This window comes from Pseudarthrobacter sp. KH_020_B (genome assembly GCF_057840185.1).
In genome coordinates this window covers 2558823-2581844 of sequence record NZ_CM174506.1, presented here as the reverse complement: position 1 = coordinate 2581844, position 23022 = coordinate 2558823, and the positions used below count along the sequence as shown (strand labels likewise).

General features: G+C 65.0%; 15 protein-coding genes and 3 pseudogenes. 9 read left to right on the top strand and 9 right to left on the bottom strand.

Annotation, left to right across the window (positions count from 1 at the left end):
- Position 1: 1 nt before the first annotated feature.
- Positions 2-976 (bottom strand): sugar-binding transcriptional regulator, encoded by a 975-nt coding sequence (locus AC3IT0_RS11810; RefSeq protein WP_489319991.1) that lies wholly within the window; start codon positions 974-976, stop codon positions 2-4.
- Positions 977-1099: 123 nt separating this feature from the next.
- Between AC3IT0_RS11810 and AC3IT0_RS11805 the strand changes: the two genes are divergently transcribed.
- The 3 genes from AC3IT0_RS11805 (at position 1100) to glpK (ending at position 5318) form a co-directional block, all read left to right on the top strand.
- Complete coding sequence (locus tag AC3IT0_RS11805) at positions 1100-2911, top strand: glycerol-3-phosphate dehydrogenase/oxidase (protein WP_489319990.1); 1812 nt, start codon at positions 1100-1102, stop codon at positions 2909-2911.
- Between the two features lie 94 nt (positions 2912-3005).
- Positions 3006-3758 (top strand): MIP/aquaporin family protein, encoded by a 753-nt coding sequence (locus AC3IT0_RS11800; protein WP_489319989.1) that lies wholly within the window; start codon positions 3006-3008, stop codon positions 3756-3758.
- A 45-nt stretch (positions 3759-3803) separates the two neighbouring features.
- On the top strand, positions 3804-5318 hold the full coding sequence (gene glpK, locus AC3IT0_RS11795) for a glycerol kinase GlpK (RefSeq protein ID WP_489319988.1): 1515 nt from the start codon (positions 3804-3806) through the stop codon (positions 5316-5318).
- A 117-nt stretch (positions 5319-5435) separates the two neighbouring features.
- Here the strand turns inward: glpK and AC3IT0_RS11790 are convergent, their stop codons facing one another.
- From AC3IT0_RS11790 to AC3IT0_RS11780, 3 genes are read right to left on the bottom strand one after another with little or no spacing between them, the layout of a single operon-like run.
- Positions 5436-8525: an efflux RND transporter permease subunit gene (locus tag AC3IT0_RS11790; RefSeq protein ID WP_489319987.1), complete on the bottom strand. Its 3090-nt coding sequence runs from the start codon at positions 8523-8525 to the stop codon at positions 5436-5438.
- Positions 8526-8577: 52 nt separating this feature from the next.
- Positions 8578-9033, bottom strand: coding sequence for a hypothetical protein (locus AC3IT0_RS11785; protein WP_489319986.1), 456 nt, complete (start codon positions 9031-9033; stop codon positions 8578-8580).
- Positions 9030-12179: an efflux RND transporter permease subunit gene (locus AC3IT0_RS11780; protein ID WP_489319985.1), complete on the bottom strand. Its 3150-nt coding sequence runs from the start codon at positions 12177-12179 to the stop codon at positions 9030-9032. Before AC3IT0_RS11780 ends, AC3IT0_RS11785 begins: the two co-directional genes overlap by 4 nt.
- A 530-nt stretch (positions 12180-12709) precedes the next feature.
- Between AC3IT0_RS11780 and leuS the strand changes: the two genes are divergently transcribed.
- Together leuS and AC3IT0_RS11770 are read left to right on the top strand one after the other, a co-directional pair.
- Positions 12710-15235, top strand: a complete 2526-nt coding sequence (leuS, locus tag AC3IT0_RS11775) for a leucine--tRNA ligase (RefSeq protein WP_489319984.1) — start codon at positions 12710-12712, stop codon at positions 15233-15235.
- A gap of 57 nt (positions 15236-15292) precedes the next feature.
- Positions 15293-16306: a DegV family protein gene (locus tag AC3IT0_RS11770; RefSeq protein WP_489319983.1), complete on the top strand. Its 1014-nt coding sequence runs from the start codon at positions 15293-15295 to the stop codon at positions 16304-16306.
- Positions 16307-16322: 16 nt separating this feature from the next.
- Here the strand turns inward: AC3IT0_RS11770 and AC3IT0_RS11765 are convergent, their stop codons facing one another.
- On the bottom strand, positions 16323-16745 hold the full coding sequence (locus AC3IT0_RS11765; RefSeq protein WP_489319982.1) for a YybH family protein: 423 nt from the start codon (positions 16743-16745) through the stop codon (positions 16323-16325).
- 163 nt (positions 16746-16908) lie between these two features.
- Here AC3IT0_RS11765 and AC3IT0_RS11760 point away from each other — a divergent pair, with 163 nt between their 5' ends.
- On the top strand, positions 16909-17799 hold the full coding sequence (locus AC3IT0_RS11760; protein ID WP_489319981.1) for a ComEA family DNA-binding protein: 891 nt from the start codon (positions 16909-16911) through the stop codon (positions 17797-17799).
- Position 17800: 1 nt separating this feature from the next.
- The gene (locus AC3IT0_RS11755) at positions 17801-19720 is read left to right on the top strand and encodes a ComEC/Rec2 family competence protein (RefSeq protein WP_489319980.1); all 1920 of its coding nucleotides are present in this window, start codon (positions 17801-17803) and stop codon (positions 19718-19720) included.
- Here AC3IT0_RS11755 and AC3IT0_RS11750 read toward each other — a convergent pair.
- From AC3IT0_RS11750 to AC3IT0_RS11735, 4 genes and pseudogenes are all read right to left on the bottom strand, one after another.
- A pseudogene (locus AC3IT0_RS11750) lies at positions 19656-19970 on the bottom strand (AMP-binding protein); the annotation flags it as partial. The gene AC3IT0_RS11755 and the pseudogene AC3IT0_RS11750 overlap by 65 nt on opposite strands.
- Before the next feature lie 33 nt (positions 19971-20003).
- Positions 20004-20459, bottom strand: coding sequence for a MaoC family dehydratase (locus tag AC3IT0_RS11745; protein WP_489319979.1), 456 nt, complete (start codon positions 20457-20459; stop codon positions 20004-20006).
- Between the two features lie 43 nt (positions 20460-20502).
- Positions 20503-21404 (bottom strand): annotated as a pseudogene (locus AC3IT0_RS11740) (amidohydrolase family protein).
- 1 nt (position 21405) lies between these two features.
- The gene (locus AC3IT0_RS11735) at positions 21406-21639 is read right to left on the bottom strand and encodes a hypothetical protein (protein WP_489319978.1); all 234 of its coding nucleotides are present in this window, start codon (positions 21637-21639) and stop codon (positions 21406-21408) included.
- A gap of 99 nt (positions 21640-21738) precedes the next feature.
- On the opposite strand from AC3IT0_RS11735, the gene AC3IT0_RS11730 reads away from it, so the two are divergent.
- Positions 21739-22080, top strand: a complete 342-nt coding sequence (locus AC3IT0_RS11730) for a hypothetical protein (protein WP_489319977.1) — start codon at positions 21739-21741, stop codon at positions 22078-22080.
- Positions 22081-22412: 332 nt separating this feature from the next.
- A pseudogene (locus AC3IT0_RS11725) lies at positions 22413-22547 on the top strand (Y-family DNA polymerase); the annotation flags it as partial.
- Between the last annotated feature and the right edge of the window lie 475 nt (positions 22548-23022).

Sequence of the window (23022 nt, the reverse complement as noted above, 5' to 3'; positions counted from 1 at the left end):
TTTACCCATTGGGCCAGGCGACACCGCCAAAGCCCACCAGGCGGCGCGCGGTGGCTTCATCCACGATCAGGTCGGTCGCGAGGCCGGCGGAGAGGGCGCCCCGCAGACCGTTGATCTTGGACGCCCCGGAGACCACGCAGATCCGACGCCGGACCTGGCGCAGCTGGGACAGCGCCGGACCCGTGGAGCGTTCGTTCAGGACGATGCCGTCAGAGGATCCGTCACGCCGGAAAAAGACCGTGGCAACGTCACCCACCACATCTGAACGGGCCAGCATCTTCAGGTCGCTTTCATCCAGGTAGCCACCCGCGTAGACGTGGCTCGGGTAATCGGCGTGCACGGAGCCAACTCCGAAGATGGCGATGCTCATCCGGGCCTGCAGGTCCAGGATGCGCTGCACGCTGCGCTCATTCCACATGGCGGTTTTGGTGGCCGCATGGTCAAAGAATGCAGGAACGGGGAACTGCTCCACGCGGGCGCCGTAGGCACTTCCGAAGCGGCGCATGATGTCACTCGCGTAGGTGATGCCGGTGGTGTGCATGTTGCCTGCGCCGTTCAACTGGACCACCACGGTGTCGTGCGTGATTTTGCGGGTGAGGTGCCTGCTGACGGCACTGAGCGTTGATCCCCATGCGACGCCGATGATCGCATTGGAGTCCACCAGTGGGCCGATGGTGCGTGCTGCCTGAATTGCCACGCGGTCCAGGGTTTCCGCCTCGTTCAAAGACTCCAGCACCGGAACAACGTGCACGTCCACGCTGTACTCGCGCCGGATCATGCTTTCGAGTTCGGGGCCGGTGTCCAGCGGGTTGCGGATCTGGATCTGGACCAGGCCCGTGTCCCTCGCGGCCGAGAGAAGCCTAGAAACAGTGGACCGGGACGTCCGCAATTCGCGGGCGATCGCGTCCATGGTCAGGTCCTGGAGGTAATACATCTGTGCAGCCCGGAGCGCATCTGAGTGCCGGGAGGGCGTCATTCGGACTCCATTCTGCACGTTTGTGCATAGTGCTTGACTCCATTTTCCATTAGTCCAAACAATAGTTGAAGAACGACGGTGCGTCCGGCGGATGCCGGCACGCCAATAACCCAGGGAGCAGTATTGGGACTCAAAGATTCATTCGGCCATAGCGGAGCCACGCCCGCCCACAGCACCGTGCCGCGCGCATCGGTGCAGGGTCTGCGGAATCGTCCGCACGCCAAGGTATTAATCATCGGCGGAGGCATCAACGGCGTGGGAACCTTCCGGGACCTCGCACTGCAGGGAGTGGACGTGGCCCTGGTGGAGCGTGGCGATTACTGCCAGGGTGCCAGCGGCGCGTCCTCCCACATGATTCATGGCGGCATCCGTTACCTCGAAAACGGGGAATTCCGCCTCGTCCGGGAATCCGTGGTGGAACGCAACCGCCTCCTGCGGATCGCACCGCATTATGTGAAGCCCCTCCAGACCACCATCCCGATCTTCAGCACCTTTTCCGGCGTCCTGTCCGCACCGTTGCGTTTCCTCACGCACAAACAGCAGGGCAAGCCCAAGGAGCGCGGCGCCTTCCTGATCAAACTTGGCCTGAGTATGTACGATTCGTTCTCCCGGGACGGCGGCTCCGTGCCGCGCCACCAGTTCCGCGGACGCAAACGGGCCCTCGCCGAGCTGCCGCAGCTGCACCCGGGCATCAAGTACACTGCCACCTACTTCGACGCCTCGGTCCACAACCCCGAGCGGCTCACGCTCGATGTGCTCCAGGACGGCGAGAAGGCCGGGCAAGGCAGCGGCGGACCGGGAAGCCCAACAGCTCGGGCAAGCAACTACCTCGCACTCCATTCACTCGGCGGGGCCGCCACAGAGTCGGGCACCACGGTCCAGCTCCGCGACGAACTGACCGGCGAGCTGTTTGATTTCACCGCGGACGTCATCGTCAACACCACCGGGGCCTGGGTGGACCTGACCAACGAAGCCATGGGGGCGGCGTCGGCCTTTATGGGCGGCACGAAGGGATCGCACATTGTGCTGGACCACCCGATCCTGCTCGAGGCCTGCAAAGGCCGGGAGATCTTCTTTGAGCACACGGACGGCCGGATTGTCCTCATCTATCCCATGGGCGACAGGGTCCTGGTGGGAACCACTGATATCGATGCCGACATGTCGAAGGACGCGGTGTGCACGGAGGAGGAGATCGAGTACTTCTTTGACCTGATCGGACACGTCTTCCCGGACATCACCGTGCAGCGTGACCAGATCGTGTACACGTTCTCGGGTGTCCGCCCGCTGCCACGCCACGACGCCACCCAGCCGGGCTTTGTATCGCGTGACTACCGGATTGAACGGCGCACGCCGGCTGCCGGGGCACCCGGCGCGGGAGCCGCCGTCGTACTCAGCCTGGTGGGCGGCAAGTGGACCACTTTCCGGGCCCTGGCCGAGCACATGGCAAATGATGTGCTCGCCGAGCTGGGGATGGAACGGAAAGTCTCGACGGCGAAACTCGCCATCGGCGGCGGGGCCGGCTTCCCTGCGGATGACGCCGGGATCCAGAAATGGATCAAGGCGCATATGGGTGCCGGCCGGGATGCTGACCGCTCCGCCGTCCTGCTGACCCGCTACGGCACAAGGGCTGGCGACGTGATCCGGTACCTTGATGCCGGCCCGGACAGATTGCTCCGTTCCACCCGTGAACTCAGCGTCCGTGAGCTGGAGTTCATGGCCCGGAATGAGCAGATCGGGCACCTCATCGATGTCCTGGTCCGGCGCACGTCGCTTGCCTTCCGGGGGCTGGTGACCGGTGAACTCCTCGTCGAGGTGGCCGATGTCCTTTCCGCACCGCTCGGCTGGGACACGGCAGCCAAGGCTGACGAGATCCAACGTGCACGGGAGGTGCTGGAGCGCTTCCACGGCGTGCAGATCCACAGCCTGGTGGCCTAGGCAGGCCAGGCTGCAGCCGGGGCGTTAACGCGCTCCGGTTCAACGGTCCTTCAACCCGCGAAGGACCGCAAAATAGAAAATAGAGGAGTCAATGATGTCTCTTGGAATTGTTTTTCTTTCCGAAGTCTTCGGAACGGCGATGCTCACCCTGCTGGGTTGCGGCGTCGTGGCCAACGTTGCCCTGAAGGGCACAAAGGGCAACAGCGGCGGGTTCCTGATGGTGACCTGGGGGTGGGGGATCGCCGTCTTCGCGGGTGTATATGTTGCCGCCAAATCCGGTGCCCACATCAATCCCGCCGTCACGCTGGGCCTGCTCGTCAAGCAGAGCAAGGAGTATGCCCCCGGCGTCCCGGTAGATGTGGCCTCAACTTTCACCTACTTCGGCGGTGAGATGCTCGGCGCTTTCCTGGGTGCTGTCCTTTGCTGGGTCGCATACAAGCAGCACTTCGATGCCGAACCCGTGGAAGCCAACAAGCTGGCGACGTTTTCGACCGGTCCGGCCATCCGCTCCACGCCCTGGAACCTGCTCACGGAGATCATCGGCACGTTTGTCCTGGTATTCGTCATTCTGACGTTCGGCGGGACGCCCTCGGGCCTTGGGCCGTTGGCGGTGGCCCTGCTCGTGGTGGGCATCGGTGTATCCCTGGGTGGACCCACGGGTTATGCCATTAATCCGGCCCGCGACCTCGGGCCCCGCATCGCCCACGCAATCCTGCCCATCAAGGGCAAGGGTTCCAGTGACTGGGCCTACTCCTGGATCCCCGTCGTAGGGCCGTTGGTCGGCGGTAGCCTTGCCGGTCTGGTGGCTTTCTGGGTTCCCGCGATCATGCCTGCCGTCGCCGGCTAGTAACCAATTTTCAAACACACACAAAATACAGACAAGGACGTCAACATGAGCCAGTACGTAATCGCCATCGACCAGGGCACCACCAGTTCCCGCGCCATCATCTTCGACCACAGTGGCAACATCGTTTCCTCGGGCCAGATGGAGCACGAGCAGATCTTTCCCCAGCCGGGCTGGGTAGAGCACAACCCTGCCGAGATCTGGAACAACACACGGGAGGTTATTGGCTCCGCCCTCTCCAAGGCGAACCTGACCCGGCACGATATCGCCGCCGTCGGAATTACCAACCAGCGCGAGACATCCGTCGTCTGGGACAAAACCACCGGCGAGGCCGTCTATAACGCGATTGTCTGGCAGGACACACGGACCCAGGACATCGTGGATGAGCTGTCCAAGGACGGCGGCCCGGAGCGGTTCAAGCAAAAGGTAGGGCTGCCCCTGGCCACGTATTTCTCCGGCACGAAGATCAAGTGGGTCCTGGACAACGTCGACGGCGCCCGGGCCAAAGCGGAAGCCGGTGACCTGATCTTCGGCAACACCGACGCCTGGGTCCTCTGGAACCTGACCGGCGGCGTGGACGGCGGTGTGCACGTCACCGACGTCACCAACGCCTCCCGCACGCTGTTCATGGACCTGGACACGCTGAGCTGGGACGAGGAGATCCTGGGCATCTTCGGCGTGCCGGTGAGCATGATGCCGGCCATCAAGTCATCCTCCGAGGTCTACGGCACCGTGCACACCTCCCAGCTGCTGCGCGAAGTTCCCGTGTCAGGCATCCTGGGTGACCAGCAGGCCGCCACGTTCGGCCAGGCGGCGTTCGAGGCCGGTGAAGCCAAAAACACGTACGGCACCGGCTGCTTCCTGATCTTCAACACCGGCGAGGAGATCGTTCACTCGAAGAACGGACTGCTCACCACGGTCGGGTACAAGCTCGGCGATGCCCCAACGCACTATGCGCTGGAAGGCTCCATCGCGGTCACCGGTTCCCTGATCCAGTGGCTCCGGGACAACCTCGGCATGATCAGCAGTGCGCCGGAAGTGGAAACGCTGGCCGCGGCCGTTGAGGACAACGGCGGCGTTTACATTGTTCCGGCGTTCTCGGGGCTCTTTGCCCCGTACTGGCGTTCGGATGCCCGCGGAGCCATGGTGGGCCTGACCCGGTTCGTCAACAAGAACCACATCGCCCGGGCGGCGCTGGAGGCCACGGCTTTCCAGACCCGCGAGGTACTGGACGCAGTCAATGCTGACTCCGGCGTTCCGCTCACTGAGCTGAAGGTCGACGGCGGCATGGTGGCCAACGACGCTCTGATGCAGTTCCAGGCCGACATCCTGGGCGTTCCGGTGATCCGGCCGAAGGTAGTGGAAACCACCGCACTAGGCGCCGCCTACGCTGCGGGCCTCGCCGTCGGCTTCTGGAAGGACCTAGGCGAGCTCTCGTCCAACTGGTCCGAGGACAAGCGGTGGGAACCGAAGCTGGACCAGGCCGAGCAGGACCGGCAGCTGCGCTTGTGGAGGAAGGCAGTCACCAAGTCCATGGATTGGGTGGACGAGGACGTGCGCTAGGCGCCCGCGGCTGACAGCAGAGAAGAGGGAGGGTGGCCGAGGAGTGCCGCCCTCCCTCTTCTTCTGCGGGTCGGGAACTTTCAGTCACCAACCCTCCGCCAGCACGGTGAGGATCTGCTAGACCGCAGGCGCGGGTTCCAGCTCGTGTGCTCCGTGCCGGCGGCCGCCGCCTTTAGCGAAACGCAGGTACAGCGACGGGACGATGAACAGGTTGACCATCGTCGACGTCACCAGCCCGCCCAGGATGACCACGGCCATGGGATGTTCGATCTCGTGGCCCGGAATGTTCCCCATCACCACGAGCGGAACCAGGGCCAGGGCAGTGGCCAGCGTGGTCATCAGGATCGGCGACAACCGCTCTGCAGCCCCCCGAAGCACCAGCGCGGGTCCGAAGGCCATGCCCTCGTACTGCTCCAGGTGCTGGCAGTGGTTGATGAGCAGGATGCCGTTGCGTGCCGCGAGCCCCATGAGCGTCAGGAAGCCAACCAGCGAACCGAGGGACAGGATTCCGCCGCTGAGGTGGGCGGCGATCACCCCGCCCACGAGCGCCACCGGCAACGTCAGGATGGCCAGGGTGGCCAGCCGCCAACTCTTGAAAGCAGCCTGCAGGAGAAGGAACACGACGATGACCGCGCCAATGGCGTAGAGCAGCAACCGTTGGGATGCGGCCTGGCGTTCGGCGTACTCGCCGAGGACAGCCGTGCTGTAGCCCACCGGGAACTGAACGGATTCCATTTCGGTCTTGAGCTGCTCCACGACCTTCGCCAGATCACCTTCCTTGACGTTGGCACTGACGTCGATGCGCCTGGATCCCTCCGAACGCTCAATGACATTGGGCGTGGGCTGGACCGAAATCTTGGCGACATCAGCCATCCGGATCTTTTGCCCGCTCGGCGTATCGAGGGGAAGGTTCTCAATGCTCGTGACACTCGTCCGTTCCCCCGGCGGGCTCCACACCTGGACGTCGTAGGCCTTCCCGTCCCGGTAGATGTCGCCGACCTCTTCACCGGCAACGAAGGTCGCCGCGGCACGCCGCACATCGCCCGGCTTCAGCCCGTAGCGGGACGCCGCGTCCAGATTCACTTCCACATCGATTTGCGGAACGCTGGCCTGGAGAGCAACCTTCGCCCCGACGGCTCCCTCAATGCCGCCCAGAATCGCCTTGATCTTTTCTGCCTCCTGGCGCAGGGTCACCAGGTCGTCCCCGTACACACGGACGACGACGGCATAACCGGTTCCGGTGAGTACCTCGCGGATGCGCTCCTTGAGGTACGTCTGCACGTCCCGTTGGATTCCGGGGTACCCGTCCACAACCGCCGTGACTGCTGCCAGGGTTTGGTCATAGTCCACCCCGGGGTCGACGCTGATCCAGTTCTCACCGAAGTAGACGCCCACCACCTCATCGGCGTTGAACGCCTGTCCTGTGTGGGCGCCACAATTGTTCACGCCGGGGATCGTCATGAGTTCCCTGCAGGCCAGCTCGCTGACGCGGACTTCCTCGGCGTTGGACGTGCCCGGCTGCGTGAGCCAGTGCATCAGGAAATCTCGCTCCTTGAATTCCGGGAGCAACGATTGGCCCAACAGCGGCGCCGCCACGATGCCGACCACCCCGACGGCGGCCAGTGTCAGGTAGCCGGGGACGGGACGGCGGACAAGGGGCCGGAGTGCGTTGGCGTACCAGCGCTTCAGGACCCTGACCACGGGCGGATCCCGGTCCTCCAGCTTGGCATTTCGCAGGACGATGTACGCCAATGCCGGCGTGACCGTAAGCGCCACGACCATGGACGCGATGACCGCGAGCGTGTAGGAGGTGGCCAGCGGCCGGAAAAACGCCCCTGTCAGCCCGTCCAGGAAGAAGATCGGAACCGTGGCGGCGACGATGATCAGCGTGGCGTACACAATCGGTCCGCGGACCTCAAGCGAGGCGTTCACCACTACCCTGGCGGTGCTTCCGGTGGCGCCACTGGCCCGGTGGTGCCGGAGCCGTCTGACGATGTTCTCGACGTCGATGATGGCATCATCCACCACCACCCCGACGGCAATCACCAACCCCGCAAGCACCATGGTATTGATCGTGCCGCCGGTCCAATACAACATAAGGGCCGCCGCCACCAGTGACAACGGGATGGCCAGCACGCTGACCAGTGCCGTCCGCCACTGGAAGAGGAAGACACTCAACACCAGGATGACCAGCAGGCATCCGAGCAGCAGGGCTACGCCCAGGTTGTCGAGGGATTCCTCGATGAACGTTGCCGGCCGGAAGATGGCCGTGTCCACAGCGATTCCGGTCAGGCCGGGTTCGAGCTGCTTCATTGCCTCCTCCACCCCCCGCGTCACTTCGAGGGTGTTGCCCCAGGGCAGTTTCTCCACGATCAGCATCAGACCCGGTCCGCCGTTAATCACGGCGTCACCGATCAGCTGCTGATGGTCCTCCACCACGTTTGCCACGTCGCCCAGCCGGAGCGGGGTCTGTCCCTCACGATCCTCCAGCGCCACCTTCGCGAGGTCCGCAGGGGTGGTGATGGGCTGGACATGCCTGACCCCGATTGACTGGCTGGGTGTGTCCATGGAACCGCCGGTGCCGATCATGGCACCGGAGGAATACTGGAGCAGGCCGGCGTCGAGGGCGTTGGCGGTGGTACTCATGACCGTTTCCAGGCTGACGTTGTTTGCCGCCAGCCTGGCCGGGTCAGCCTGGACCTGGAGCATCTGGAGGCGTTCGCCCCAGATGGCGACGTTTGCCACGCCGGGAACGCGGAGCAGATGGGCCCTGATGTTCCAGTAGGAAATCATTGACATCTCGATCAGGGACCGGGTGTCGGAGGACAGCCCGATCTTCATGACCCGGCTGGTCGAGGACAGGGGCTGCAGCATGATCGGCGGCGCCGCCCAGGTGGGCAGCGTCGGAATGACCGTCGCCATCCGCTCGGACACGAGTTGCCGGGCAGTGAGCAGATCCGTGCCGTTCTCGAATTCCATCACGATCGAGGACAGCTGCGGTACCGACTTGGACCGCATGTGGTGGAGGCCGTCGATGCCGTTGAAGGCCTCTTCCAAGGGAACCGAAACCAGTTCTTCCACCTCAGCGGCGGTAAGTCCCAGGCAGGCTGTCTGGACCTCCACTTTCGGCGGCGCAAATTCAGGGAACACGTCCACCGATGCGCTGCTGAGCTGGGCGCCGCCCACGACCATCAGGGCAGCGGCCATCGCAATGACGATCGATCTGAACCTTAGGCTTGCCGCGACTATCCGGCGCATGTCATTTGCCCGTAACGAACTCTGCGCCGAACAATTCAGCCGCGGCTACGGTTACCACTGCAGTCCCCACGGTGGGGCCGGCGCTGGCCGTGACGGTTCCGGCTTCCACTTTGGTGACGGTGACGGCCTGGCGCTCGTACACCCGTGGCGCCGGGTTGATGTAGACCCAGGTCTTCCCCTGCGCGTCGTACAGCAGCGCTGCGTAAGAGAACAGGAGGCCTGCGCCCCCCGGAGCCGCTTTGACCGTGTCGGTTTGCAGTTCCAGCCGTTCAATGGCCCGTTGGCTCAGCGTGATGCGTGCAATGCCGGTGCTGGCATTCTTTTCCACCGTGGCAGGCGCTTCAACTGCGGATTCCGCCAACGCTGCGGGTTGAGCGCAGGCGGGCAGTGAAAACAGCAGTGCTGCACAGACAGCGGCCGCCACTGGCAGGCGCCGCAGGGGCCTTTTGCTGGTCATGATACTTCCACCTTTTCCGGCGTAACGGGGTTGACTGGTGCTTCCGATTCGTAGACCTCCGACCACTCTTCCGGCACGGTGCGGGGACCGAACCAGAGTGTGAGCAGCGGGAGTACAAAGAGCCCCACGAGCGTGGTGGTCACGAGGCCGCCGGCAATGATCAGCAGCATCGGCACCATCAACGTCTCGCCTACCGTGCCGCCGAGCAAGGCGGGCGGTATCAGCACGAGGAGCGTAATGAGGGCAGATTTCAGGATCGGCGAAATCCGGTCCCGGGCCGCCGTCATGACCACGTCTGAGCGTGACATCTGGGCGGACTCCCGCCAGAGCTCGTCGACGCGCGCGGACAGCAACGCCGCGTTGCGTGCAGCGATGGCGAGGACAGCCGCAAACGCCGTCAGCGACAGCCAGGACAGCGACGCAGCCCCGAGCCATCCGGCGATCGCCGCTCCGGCCAGCGCGGCGGGAAGTGCCAGGAAGACGGCCAGGGCCAGCTTCCAGCTTCGCACTGCAGTCTGGAGCAGGAGCAGCACAGCCAACGCTGCCGCGACTCCGAGCCCATGCACCAGGGTGTCTGCGGCCTGCAGCTGGCTGTACTTGGTCGGGATCTCGGCGTGGTACTCGAGCGGGAACTGGATCTGCTGGATTGCCGCCTCGATATCGCGCTGGATGTCCGCCAGGGGGCGTCCGCTGACGTCCGCCACCACGTCGATCCGCCGCGAGGTGGCATCGTGCTGGATGACAACTTCGTTGGGAACCATCCTGACGTCGGCGATCTGGCCCAGCTGGACGTGGCCGCCGTTGGGAGCATCCAAGAGCAGTTCACGGATGCTCGTCAGATCGTCCCGGACACCAACCGCACCGCGCACAACCACTTCGAACACCTTCTGCTCTTCAAAGAGGTTGCCGACGACGATGCCCTGCATGAGTGTCGCCGCGGCGCGCCTGGCGTCACCGGGCTTGATGCCGAACTTTTCGGCAGCTTCGAGATTGACCTGGACCTCTACGATCGGGGTCATGGGCGTGGCAGAGACGGCCGGGTTGTTCACACCGTCAATCTTCTGAAGGACCTGGCGGACCTCTTCGGCCTTTTCGCGCAGCACCGGCATTTCCGTTCCGTAGACCCGGACCGCGAAGCCCGGTTCCATGCTGGAGCGCATGTCGCCGATGGTCTGTTGCGAGTAGTTCAGCACATTGTGCGCGATGCCGGGGTAGCCCTGCACCACGTCCCGTACTGCCTGCTCCGTCGCGCGGAAGTCCGCGTCCGGTGCGATCGACACCCACAGCTCCGCCGAGCTGTTGCCGACCACCTGGTCCGCGGAGATGGCGCGGCCGACATGCCCGCCGACTCCGGAAACGCCCGGGAGCGCCTTCAGCTCATCGGAGGCCAGGCCAGCGATCCGCCGGACTTCGTCAGTGGACGTACCGTCCATGGTGTCCCACTGAACCAACAGGGTCCGGTCGGGCATGGTGGGAACGAGCGGCCGGTTTCCTGCCAACTGCGAACCGGCAGCGATGCCAAGGATCCCCACGACCACGACGGCCACAATCGCCAGAGGTTTCCGGGAGTTGACCCCGCCCAGTGTGCGGTCGTAGTACGCCTTCCCACGCCCGACGGCGGGAAGCTCCGTGTCGGGGGCCGTCGTTGACGGAAGGAGGAAATACGCCAACACCGGCGTGACGGACAGGCCCACGATCAGGGCGGCGGCCAGCGTCAGCGCCAGCGACCAGAAAAGCGGCGAAAAGAACGAGCCGCCGACTCCGGTCACGAAGAGCGTCGGAATGAGGACTACCACCATGATCAGCGATGCGTGGAACAGCGGTGTGCGGATGCCCCGGAGGATGTAGCTGCTGTGCGTCCCCGCGGTAGCCTCGGCGTCCGACGCGTCGCGGACGGCGCGCTGCCGGCGGTGGGCCTGGACGTCTTCCACGATGTCGCCCACGATCACGGACGTGCCGAGCAGCACGCCCATCAGGACGGTGATGTTAAGCGTTGCGTTTTGGGCGAACAGCACCACCGCCGCCGTCATGACCGTGGCGGCGATGGCTACGAGCGCGATCACGGCCACCCGCCAGGACCGGAACAGCAGCCAGAACAGCGCTACGGCGATCAGCAGGCTGATCAGGAGTGCCAGGCCGAGGCTGTTGACGGAGTCCTGAACACCGGTCGCAGGCCGGAAGACCGAAGTATCGATCTCGACCCCCGTGAGGCCGGGCGCCATGTCCTGGAGGGCCGCCTCAACATTCCGGGTGACCTCGACGGCGCTGGTGCCAGGGAACTTTTCGACCACCAGCATCAGGCCGGCGTCCGCCCCGACAACCGCGTCGCCGATCAGCGGCTGGTGGTCTTCCTTGACCTGGGCAATGTCGCCCAGGAGCAACGGCGGGTCCGTATCCTCCACACTCACCTTGGCCAGGTCGGCCGGGGTGCGGATGGGAAGGACGTGCTGGATGCCAAGGCGCTGGCTGGGCGACTCAACGAAACCGCCGGTCCCCGGCGTCGAGGCTTCGAGGAAGCTCAACGGCGAAACCCAGACGGCGTTACCCGTGGTCTTGACCAACTGCTCAAGGGTAATGCCCTTGTCACGCAGCTGCGTCGGAGTGACCTCCACCTGAAGCTGTTGTTCGCGCTGGCCCCAGATGGACACATTCGCCACACCAGGGATGCCGATCAGCCGCGGCTTGATCTTCCACCGGGCCAGGACCGACATGTCAATGCCGGAGAGTTCCTTGGAGTTCAGCCTGACCATCAGCACCCTGCTGGTGGAGGACAACGGCTGCATGAGAAGTGGCGGCGCAGAGACGTTAGGCAGCGCGTGTGCCTGCGTCATCCGTTCCGCGACCAACTGGCGGGCCCGCAGGAGGTCCGTGCCAGGCTCGAAGACCAGTTCGATGGACGACATCCCCGGGACGGATTTCGAGCGGATCTCGTCAAGCCAGGCAACCCCATTGAGGAGGTCTGCTTCCATCGGTGCGGTAATGAGCTGCTCAACTTCAACAGCGGAGAGCCCGAGGGCTTCAGTCTGGATCTCTACCTGTGCGGGGGCGAACTCCGGCATGGTGTCCACAGCGATATGTGGAACGTTCACGACGCCAAATGCAATGAGGCCCCCCGCGAGAGCGAGAACCAGAATACGGAACTGCATGCTAAACCGGGTGACCCAGCCAAACACGGTCAGTCCCTCGCTAGCTCTTCGCAGGCGGGAAGGATGGAATTTTCAGTCCATCACTACGGTGTGCGGGACATAAACGCCAAGAATACATTTCAGGCTCCTCGACCTGAGACCGTCTAGTTTCCCCACAGACTTGACAATACTGTGGACCGTTTCTCCCCCTATTGGCAAGGGTGGAATCTACCTAATCGAACCACCCCGTTCTAGGGTTCTCTGTGGCGAAGGGATCGGGGCTACCTAATGGGCGCGTCGGCACCCTCCACCTCGATGGTTCCGGCACCGCCGTCGACCGTGACCGCAGTGGGTAGGCTAAAGTAGTCCTATGCGTGCGATCCTTCTGCTTAGCTAGCCGCCCGGTGTCCGGAATCAACCGGAATGCCGCGCGGCTGCCCCTCCATGGCGAGGGGCTTTTGTGTGTCCGGGCAAGTTTGCCGTGCCGGCAGCACAGGGGATCAGACCGTTGTGGCAGCACCGATGCCACAACAGAACAGAAGAGGGCAGCAGTGAGCGTTCAGCCGGAGACAGAGACCGGAACAGCAGCAGTGTCGGCGGAAACACCCGAGGAGGGTGCCTACAGCTTCGCGGCGATGGAGGCCAAGTGGCCGCAGGTGTGGGAAGACCTCAAGGTTTTCACCCCTGTAGATGATGGTTCCCGCGAGCGCCGCTATGTCCTGGACATGTTCCCGTACCCCTCGGGTGACCTGCACATGGGCCACGCCGAGGCTTTTGCCATGGGCGATGTTGTTGCCAGGTACCTGCGGCAGAAGGGCTTCGACGTCCTGCACCCGATCGGCTGGGACTCCTTCGGCCTGCCGGCGGAGAACGCCGCCATCAAGCGCAACGCCCACCCGAGCGAGTGGACCTACGCCAACATCGAAACCCAGGCGGCGTCGTTCAAGCGGTACGCGATCTCCGCGGACTGGTCCCGGCGGGTGCACACCTCGGACCCCGAGTACTACCGCTGGACCCAGTGGCTGTTCAAGCGCTTCTACGAGCGGGGCCTGGCCTACCGTAAGGACTCCCCGGTTAACTGGTGCCCCAAGGACCAAACCGTGCTGGCCAATGAACAGGTGGTCAACGGTGCCTGCGAACGCTGCGGCACCCCCGTCACCAAGAAGTCGCTGAACCAGTGGTACTTCAAGATCACCGAGTACGCTGACCGGCTGCTCGATGACATGGACGAGCTGCGCGGCCACTGGCCCGAGCGTGTGCTGGCGATGCAGAAAAACTGGATCGGCCGCTCCGAAGGTGCCCACGTCAACTTTGTGATCGAAGCCGACGGCGGCAATCCCGCCAAGGACGTCACCGTCTTCACCACCCGCCCGGACACCCTGTACGGTGCAACATTCTTTGTGGTCGCAGCCGACGCGCCGATCGCCGTCGAACTCGTCACCGACGAACATGCCGCCGCCCTGGACTCCTACCGCGAACAGGTGAAGGCGCTCACTGAAATCGAACGCCAGTCCACGGAACGCGAAAAGACCGGTGTCTTTACCGGCCGCTATGCCGTCAACCCGCTGAACGGCGAAAAACTGCCGGTCTGGGCAGCCGACTACGTCCTGGCCGACTACGGCACCGGCGCAATCATGGCCGTCCCGGCGCACGACCAGCGCGACCTCGACTTCGCCAAGACGTTCGACCTGCCCGTCCGCGCCGTGCTGGATACCGGTGAAGAGGATCCGGCTGTGTCCGGCAAGGCCACCTCGGGCGAGGGCACCCTGATCAACTCGGGCGTCCTCGATGGGTTGCCGAAGGCGGAGGCCATCCCGGCTGCCATCAACATCCTGGAGAAGCAGGGCACCGGCGAGAAGTTCGTCAACTTCCGCCTGCGTGACTGGCTGCTGAGCCGCCAGCGCTTCTGGGGCACCCCTATCCCGATCATCCACTGCCCTGCCTGCGGCGAGGTTCCTGTCCCTGACGAGGAGCTGCCCGTCAGGCTGCCGGCAGACCTGCGCGGCGAGGACCTGTCCCCGAAGGGCACGTCCCCCCTGGCCGCCGCCGAGGCGTGGGTCAACGTTGACTGCCCCAACTGCCACGGGCCGGCGAAGCGCGATACGGACACCATGGACACGTTTGTGGATTCGTCCTGGTACTTCCTGCGGTTCGTCTCGCCGCAGTACACGGAGGGCCCGTTCGACCCGTCGAAGATCAACGAGTGGATGCCCGTGGGTCAGTATGTGGGTGGCGTGGAGCACGCCATCCTGCACCTGCTGTACGCCCGGTTCTTCACCAAGGTCATTCACGACCTCGGCATGATCGAAGCCGACGAACCCTTCAGTGCGCTGCTGAACCAGGGCCAGGTCCTCAACGGAGGCAAGGCCATGAGCAAGTCGCTGGGCAACGGCGTTGACCTCAGTGAGCAGCTGGACAAGTTTGGCGTGGACGCCGTTCGCTTGACAATGATCTTCGCGTCCCCGCCGGAGGACGACGTCGACTGGGCGGACGTTTCGCCGTCGGGCTCCGCGAAGTTCCTGGCCCGTGCCTGGCGCCTGGCGCAGGACGTCACCAGCGAGCCTGGTGCCGATGTGAGTGCTGGTGACCGTGCCCTGCGCTCCGTCACGCACCGCACCATCGCCGACGCCGCAGCGCTGCTGGACTCCAACAAGTTCAACGTAGTGGTGGCCAAGCTGATGGAGCTGGTCAACGCGACCCGCAAGACCATAGATGCCGGCGCCGGCGGGGCCGATCCCGCCGTCCGCGAGGCGGCGGAAGCCGTTGCCGTCATCCTGAGCCTCTTCGCGCCGTACACGGCCGAGGACATGTGGAACGTCCTGGGCCACCCGGCGTCCGTGGCGAACGCCGGCTGGCCGGTGCACGATGAATCGCTGCTGGTCCAGGAGACCGTCACCGCGGTGGTCCAGGTCCAGGGGAAGGTCCGTGACCGTCTCGAAGTCTCGCCCGGGATCGGCGAAGACGAACTGCGCGAACTGGCGCTGGCCAGCGAAAACGTCCAGCGCGCGCTCGACGGCCGCGGCATCCGCACGGTGATCGTGCGAGCGCCTAAACTGGTCAACATCGTCCCGGCATAGTCCGGGGCACCGGCCGCCGGGCCCAACCGGCGGCCGGCCCTAAACCAGGAGGCGCTCTTGCCCGACCGTGACGCCGCCGCATGGCTCTGGCTCCGGGAGCGTCTGGCTGCCCTCCGTCCTGCGCCGCGGCCCGGTGCGGCAACATCCTCCACCCCGCCCGCCGTCGTCGTCCGTACCGCGGTGGTGACTGATTCAGCCTCTGCACTGCCGGCCGACTGGGTGCATTCCTGTGCCGGTGACGGACGCGTGGCTGTCATCCCGATGCCTGTGATGGTGGGCGCGGAAATCTATGGTGAGGGCGAAGACGACATCACCGAAACCATTGCGCTGGCACTCGCCAGTGGCACGTCGGTCAAAACATCCCGCCCGTCACCCGGACAGTTTGAACAGGCCTTCCTGGCCGCCGAACGCCTGGGCTACGAAGGCGTGGTCTCCATCCACATTTCCGGCGGCTTGTCCGGAACGGCGGATGCGGCGCGGCTGGCAGCCAGCCGGGTGGCCATCCCCGTGGAGGTCCTCGACTCCGGGACTGTGGGCATGGCCCTGGGCATGGGTGTGCAGGCCGCGGTAGCAGCAGCCGCGGCAGGGAGCGACACCACAGCCGTAGCCGCCGCGGCGGCGGCGCAATTCGCGCGAACCAAGGTCTATTTCTACGTTCCCAGCCTTGAACAGCTCCGCCGGGGCGGGCGGATCGGCGCGGCCGCGTCACTGTTGGGGACGATGTTCGCCATCAAACCCATCCTGGCCGTCGACAACGGAAAGATCGTTCCGTTGGAGAAGGTCAGATCGGCTGCAAAGGCTGTCGCCAGGCTCGAGGAGATTGCCGCCGCGGACGCCGCGTCCCGCCCTCACGGCCAGGCCCGCCTCGCCGTCCACCACTTCGGGAATCCGGCCGAGGCAGAAGCATTGGCAGCCAGGCTGACCGCGGCCCTGCCAAGCTGTCCGCCAGCCCAGATCAGCTCCCTGCCCGCCGTCCTGGCAGCCCACGCCGGGCTTGGCGTGCTCGCTGTGATCGTGGGGGAGGACGCCCCGCCTCCGGTGGAGCCGGAGCTCCCCGCGGTTTCCGCATAGACGTGACTCCCGGGCGTCATTTTCCTAAGACGGCGTCCGGGGCCCGCAGTGTGGTGATCGGGTCCGCGTGCCGGTGCACGAGTGCCCAGGTGTCGCCTTCGAGGCGATAAATGCTCGTTACCCGTAGGTCAAAGGGCAGTATCTTGTCGCCGCCTCCGACCTTGGCCTGCCAGTGTTCTATGTCGAGGAAGCACGCGAGATCGGTGGTGACGTGCTTGGTGAGGGCATCAAAACCCGTGACACGTCCAGATTTGAATCGTGCAGCCGCTGAGTCGAGGGCCTCTGAGACTCGCTCCCAGCCCACCACCGGAGGGCCCCAGGGATTAGCAAGGGAGACATCTTTGCTGTGGGAGAAAATGGCCTTGGCGGGTGCCGGGTTGCCCTTAGCAAACTGATTTACCGCTAGATGAAACTGGTCGATGACCTCGTGAAGCTGCATTGGTCCCACCTTCTGACTGATAGGGGTTGTCTAAGGTAAGCGAATCGTAGCGGCTCCATGCCCAACCCGTCACCGGCTTCCTGAATCTACCCGACGGACGCGGTTTCCACATAGGTGTGGCGGGCACTGTCAACGGCGGCCGTCCTTCCCTAGCGTTGGGTGCATGTCACGCCGGGACGCTGGAGCAGCACGCCAGGGGGCCCGGCATGCCCGCGACCGGCTGCAGTCCACGCTGGGTGCCGGCCCGGGGCTTCTGCTTACTGACGGCGGCGAGAAGGTCTTTGAGTACGACGGCGGTGCTCACCTTTCCGCCGACGACACCGCTCCGGCGGCTGCTGATGAGTCCCCTGGCGGGACAGGCAGGACGGGACCCGTACTGAGATGGCGGGTGGGCCTGCGGGTCGCCTTGCTCATCGCCGCACTCGCGGTGCTGGGCGGGGCCTGGTTCTGGTCACAGGTAGCCGCCGGCCAGCCCGAGGTCATGCCACTGAGTGACATCTCCGCCCAGGGCAGCGTGCCTGCGGGGGAAGGTGCCCAAGGCAAGGAGCTTCACGGGGCCGGGCCGCCGGAACTGCCGTCGGAAAGTCCACAGGCCGGCACCGTCATCATCCACGTGGCCGGGGCTGTCGCCGTGCCCGGGGTTGTGCCGTTGCCCGCCGGCAGCCGGGTTCACCAGGCAGTCGCCGCGGCAGGCGGCGGCACACCCTCCGCCGACCTGAACCGTCTCAACCTTGCTGCCGTGCTGACGGACGGACAGAAGCTCTACGTTCCCCAGGCCGGCGAAGAAATCCCCGCCGGTTCGTCAGGCCCACCCGGGGAATCGGGGGAGGGGACTGGCCGCGGTGGGACTGCGTCAGCAGGAGGAAAGGTCAACCTCAACACAGCAGGCATCGAGGAACTGGATGCCCTGCCGAAGGTTGGGCCCGTGCTGGCGCAGCGGATCGTGGACTGGCGCAAGGAACACGGCCCCTTCAAATCCGTTGAGGAGCTCGACGCCGTGGACGGCGTGGGTCCGAAGATGCTCGAAACACTCCTTCCCCTGGTAGACGTCTGAGATGGCCAGGCGCAGCCCGTGGAGCCGCTTTGTTGACTCAGCCGTGCAGGGCCAAAGGGCTCCCGCAGCCCTCCCGGCTCCCGTGGACACGCCCGCCGGGGCTACACGCGCCGGGGTCCAGGCCGGTGGGCTGACGGCCCGCAGACTGGGTGAACGCGTCGGGGCGAAGCTCCGGGGCATGGAGCGTGCGAACTCACCAACGAATGCGCCGCGCCGCCGTACCGACGTCAGGCTGGCGCTGCCCGCCTTTCTCGTCTGGAGTGCCGCCGTCGCCGGCGTCTGGCTTACCCCTGTGGCGCTGGTAGGGCTGTGCTGCGGCTTGGTGCTGTTGGCCACGTTCCTGTTGATCCGGGCCGCCCGCGGCAGGGGGCTGCTGGCAGGCCGGCGGAGCCTTCTTATGACCACCGCGGTTGCCCTCGTGCTTGCTGCGACCGCCGCTGCCCATTCGGCCGTCTCCTCGTCGCAACGCCACGATGGGCCGCTTGCCGAGGCTGTCGCCACCGGGAACTCTGTGGTGGCCATCCTGGAAGTCACAGGATCCCCGCGGGCCATGACAGTTCCGGGAACTTCGGGGCCGCCCGCACGGTGGTCGGTAAGTGCGCAGACGGAGGAGGTCACCGTCAGCAGCCGGGTCATCCGCACGCGTGCACGGGTGGTGGTCATGGGCGGCAAGGGTTGGGGAGACCTGGTTCCCGGCCAGGTGGTCCGGACCGCCGGGAAGCTGAAGCCACCGGACCCGGGCCAGCAGGAGGCCGCTGTCCTGTCGGCCTCCCTCCCACCCCGTGCCGGATCCGGGACGGGCAGCAGCGCCGGAGTCGATGATGCCGACGCCCCGGGCTGGCAGCTCGTAGCGAAGGACCTGCGCGTCCGTTATGTTTCCGCTGCGTCCTTCCTTGCCGCCGATCCGGCCGGTCTCCTCCCGGGCATGGTTACCGGAGATACCAGCGCACTGGACGAAGGGCTCAATGCGGCGATGAAAACGGTGGGCATGACCCACCTGACCGCGGTCAGCGGAGCCAACTGCAGCCTGGTCCTGGGCGCGCTGTTGCTCGGGGCCCGGAGCCTGCGGTTGCCGAGGCTGCCCGCGGCGGCGCTGGCACTGGCGGGACTTGGGCTGTTTGTGGTGCTGGTGGGGCCGGATGCCAGTGTACTGCGTGCTGCCCTCATGGGCTCCATCGCCCTCGGGTCCCTGGCGGGTGGGCGGGCCGGCCGGGGGCTCAGCTTCCTGTGCCTGGCGGTGGTAGGCCTCCTGCTTTTCGATCCGGGCCTGGGCACCAGCTTCGGGTTCCTGCTTTCCGTCCTGGCCACCCTGGGAATCATCGTCCTGGGCCGACGGATGATTGACTGGACCCCGGCAGTTGTTCCACGCTGGGCAGCCGCAGCCTGGGCCGTCCCGCTCTCCGCGCAGTTGCTGTGCGGACCCGTCATCGTGGTGCTGGAGCCTCAGTTCGCCACTTACTCGTTGCTGGCCAACATGCTCGTGGCCCCGCTGGTGGCACCGGTCACCATCTTGGGGACGGCTGCCGTGCCGTTGGTGCCGCTCCTGCCGTGGCTGGCCACCGCGCTGATCGGCGTGGCAGGCCTTTTCGCGGCCGGGGTGGCCGGCATCGCCAGGTTCATGGCCGGCCTGCCGGGCGCGGCCCCGCCCTGGCCCGAGGGCCCGTTCGGATTGCTCACCATGGTGCTGTTCTCCGTCCTGACCGCGCTGGCAGTCTGGGCGGTGGCCCATCCCGCCGGAACCATCCGTCTCGTGCTGGCCGCCCACTTCAAGACTGCCTGTGTGCTTGACCGGACACTGGAAGGAAAGTCCATGCGGCCCGGCCGCGGCTTGGTGCAGCCGTTGCGCCGTGGCAGGCGACGATCCGCGGCCCGCAGTCCTGGAGCTGGAACTGGATCTCAGGGGGCGCCAGGCGCGTATTGAGGGGTACGAAGATGGCCCCGAGCACGCCTGCCGCTAAGAGGGTTTCGAGGAAGGCAGGGTGGTTTTCGCCCAGATAGGCCACCCTGTCGCCCTTGGCCACTCCGCGATTACGGAGGGCGTTGGCCATGCGGACGCTTCGGTCCGCGAACTCCACATAGCTCAGTTCCCGGTTGCCGCTAATCAGCGCGGTCTTGTTACCGGATTTGGGGCGGCGACGCAGCAGCCAGGAGCCGATGCCGAAGTTCTCCACGCGGTCCTTTCTTTGAGTAGGGAAAATGGCGGATTACTTGTAGAACCGTGCCAGGACCTCGGCCACAACGGCGGGGCGCTCCTGGCCTTCGGTTTCGATGGTGTTGGCGACCTTGATCTGGGCGCCGCCCTTGACCTCGGTGACTTCGGCGATGGTGGCCTGCATGCGGATGCGCGAACCCACCTTCACGGGGGAGGTGAAGCGGACTTTGTCCAGGCCGTAGTTGACCTTGGTGGTGACGCCGTCCACGTCGAACAGCTCGCCCCAGAACGGGATGATGAGCGAGAGGGTGAGGAAGCCGTGGGCAATCGGAGCGCCGAACGGGCCGTCCTTGGCGCGTTCGGGATCCACGTGGATCCACTGGTCATCGCCGGTGGCGTCGGCGAATTTGTTGATCTGTTCCTGCGTGATTTCGCGGTATTCGGTGGCGCCGAGGTCGGTGCCGGCGAGTGTGAGAAGTTTGTCGAAATCGACGACGAGATTGGGCATCTTGGGCTCCTGATTTGGTTCTTGGGTTGGGGTAAACGTGCCGTTAAGGGGTGGTGCTGTCCAGTCCGAGCAGGCGGACGGCGTTGTGCTTGAGGATCTTGGGCCTGACCTCGTCCTTGAGCGGGAGGTCCGCAAACGCTCCGAGCCACTTTTGCGGCGTGATGAGCGGGAAGTCCGTGCCGAACAGCACCTTGTCCTGGAGCACCGAGTTGGACATGCGGACCAGGGACTCCGGGAAGTACTTCGGGGACCAACCGGAGAGGTCGATGAAAACATTGGCCTTGTGCGTGGCGATCGAGTTGGCCTCATCCTGCCACGGCACCGACGGGTGCGCCATGATGACCTGCAGCTCCGGGAAGTCTGCGGCCACCGCATCGAGCAACAGCGGGTTGGAGTACCCCAGCTTGATGCCGTACCCGCCGGGAAGCCCTGCGCCCATGCCGTTCTGGCCCGTGTGGAAGATCGCGGGCAGCCCGAGTTCCTGCAGGGTCTCCCAGAGTGGGTAGAACTGCTCGCTGGAGGGGTCGAAGCCCTGCAGGGAGGGGTGGAACTTGAAACCGCGGGCACCCAGGTCGATGGCCTGGTGCTTCGCGCCCTGGATGGCTTCGGCGCCGGTGCGGGGGTCCACGCTGCCGAAGGGATCAGCACGTCGTTGTTCCTGGCCGCGCCGGCGATCAGGTCCTCGATGCTGTTCGGTTCTTGCTTGAGCTGTGTGCGGGCGTCCACGGTGAACACGACGGCGGCCGTGTTCAGTTCCCGGCACACGTCCGCGATCCGGTCCAGCGACGGCGTGCGGTCCTCGGACTTGAAGTACTTCGCGGAGGCCTCTGTCAGGACCGGCGGCAGGAACTGGTGACCGTGACCATCAACTTCGAGGTGGACGTGCATGTCAATCGCGTCCAGCGCCGCGACGTCGATGCCCAATTCGTAACGGGAGGCGCCCATGTCAGCGTGCCTGGGCGGGCTCGGGCTTGAGCTCCTCGGGCAGGGGAAGGAATTCCTCGCCGACGTTCTGCAGCTTGCCGCCAAAGACGGCATCAAAGTTATCCAGGAGGTCCTGGTAGCCCCAGCCGCCCACCCGTCCCAGAGTCATGCCGGAGATGATGGCGCCGCCACCGGGTACAACGGTGTTCACGCGAACCCGGTCGTGGAGGAAGTCGTAGGCCGTTGCAGCGGACAAGGCACCTTTGCCGCCCGCGGGACTTCCGGCGGCGAATACAGCCGCACCTTCTAGCCGTGGTGACGCAAGGACAACGCTAACCGAGAAGGGAACCCTGAGATGCGCAGAGCATTCACCGTCATTTTTGCCACCGCGATGGTAGCCGCAACGCTCGCAACGCCACAGCTCGCAAGTGCAGCGCCACAACGCGACAAGGCATCCGGCCACGGGTCGGCCTCCACGTTCAGCTTCAAGGCTCTTGTGGAAGCGACCAGCGGACCCCATGGAGAGAATCCCCGCGGAATCATTGTGGTGGACTTCGATGATCCCGCATTCACAGACGATCGAGCCACGGTTTCGTGCATGATCGTGACCGGCAAGACCGCCATTGTTGGCGGGCCAACCCGTACTGGAGAACACGCCTACGTGCGGTCCAGGACAATGGCGAGACCGGCGACCTGATCAAAACTGCCCACGGGGGTGCTCCGGGCGCCCCCGCGCCAGACCAGCAGGCATGTGCCGAGGCACTTCTCTTTCTGCAGCCAATATTTGCTCCGGTCGAAGGAAATTTCAGAGTCGAAGACGCTTTGTGAACCGACAGGCTTGAGTTTCGTCTTCGTGGACGTTGGTCGACCAGACCAAGTTGAGTCCCGCTCCAAGCTTTTCGAGGCTCGGAAAATTTCGACCACTTGTCGTCGCTTCGTTGCGCCGAGGATGCAACAGGGGACGTCAGGCGGCCCCGGGATCGGCTGTTGCTTGGGGTTCCAGTGATGCCCGGCGCAGAGGCTCGGGTCGCGGTATGCGTCCCGCTGCCGATGCCCACCGCGGATCCGGTCCTGCTCATCACCAAGGCCTCCCACGCACTCCTCCCCCTCATCCACGAGGGTGTGAGGTACGCCAGGGCCGGCATCATGGTCACCGACCTGCGCCGATGCATCCTTTGCTGGACCAGGCAGTGCGGAAGATCGCCGAGTCCACCACACTCCGTAGCGCCTCATGTCAAGATGCTCGCGAAAGTGTTGTGCGTGCCTCAGCTATTTGTGCTCGCGTGGATGAGGCTTCCAGTGCCTGTGTTTTGGCTGCTGAGAGGGTGATCAGTTCGGTATGAATGGCGGTGATGCCTCGGGTGAGGTCGGCCGGGTTGGTGATGTCCATCAGTTCCGCAAAGCGATCGGCTGGCGCCTTCGCCGGGCCCTTCCGCTTACGCGCCGTGGACAGTGCCCGACGGGCGTTGGCCCTGGACCACCCCGTGATGGCGACCAGCTAGTCCAGAATCAAACCCTTGGCATTCTTCGACGACTTCGCATAATCGCTTGCGTATTTCTTCGTGATTTCCCTACGCGTTGCCACCGACAGGTCCATCCCTCATCGTCACCGTCGTGCCCGTAGCGGCCCTGATTTCGC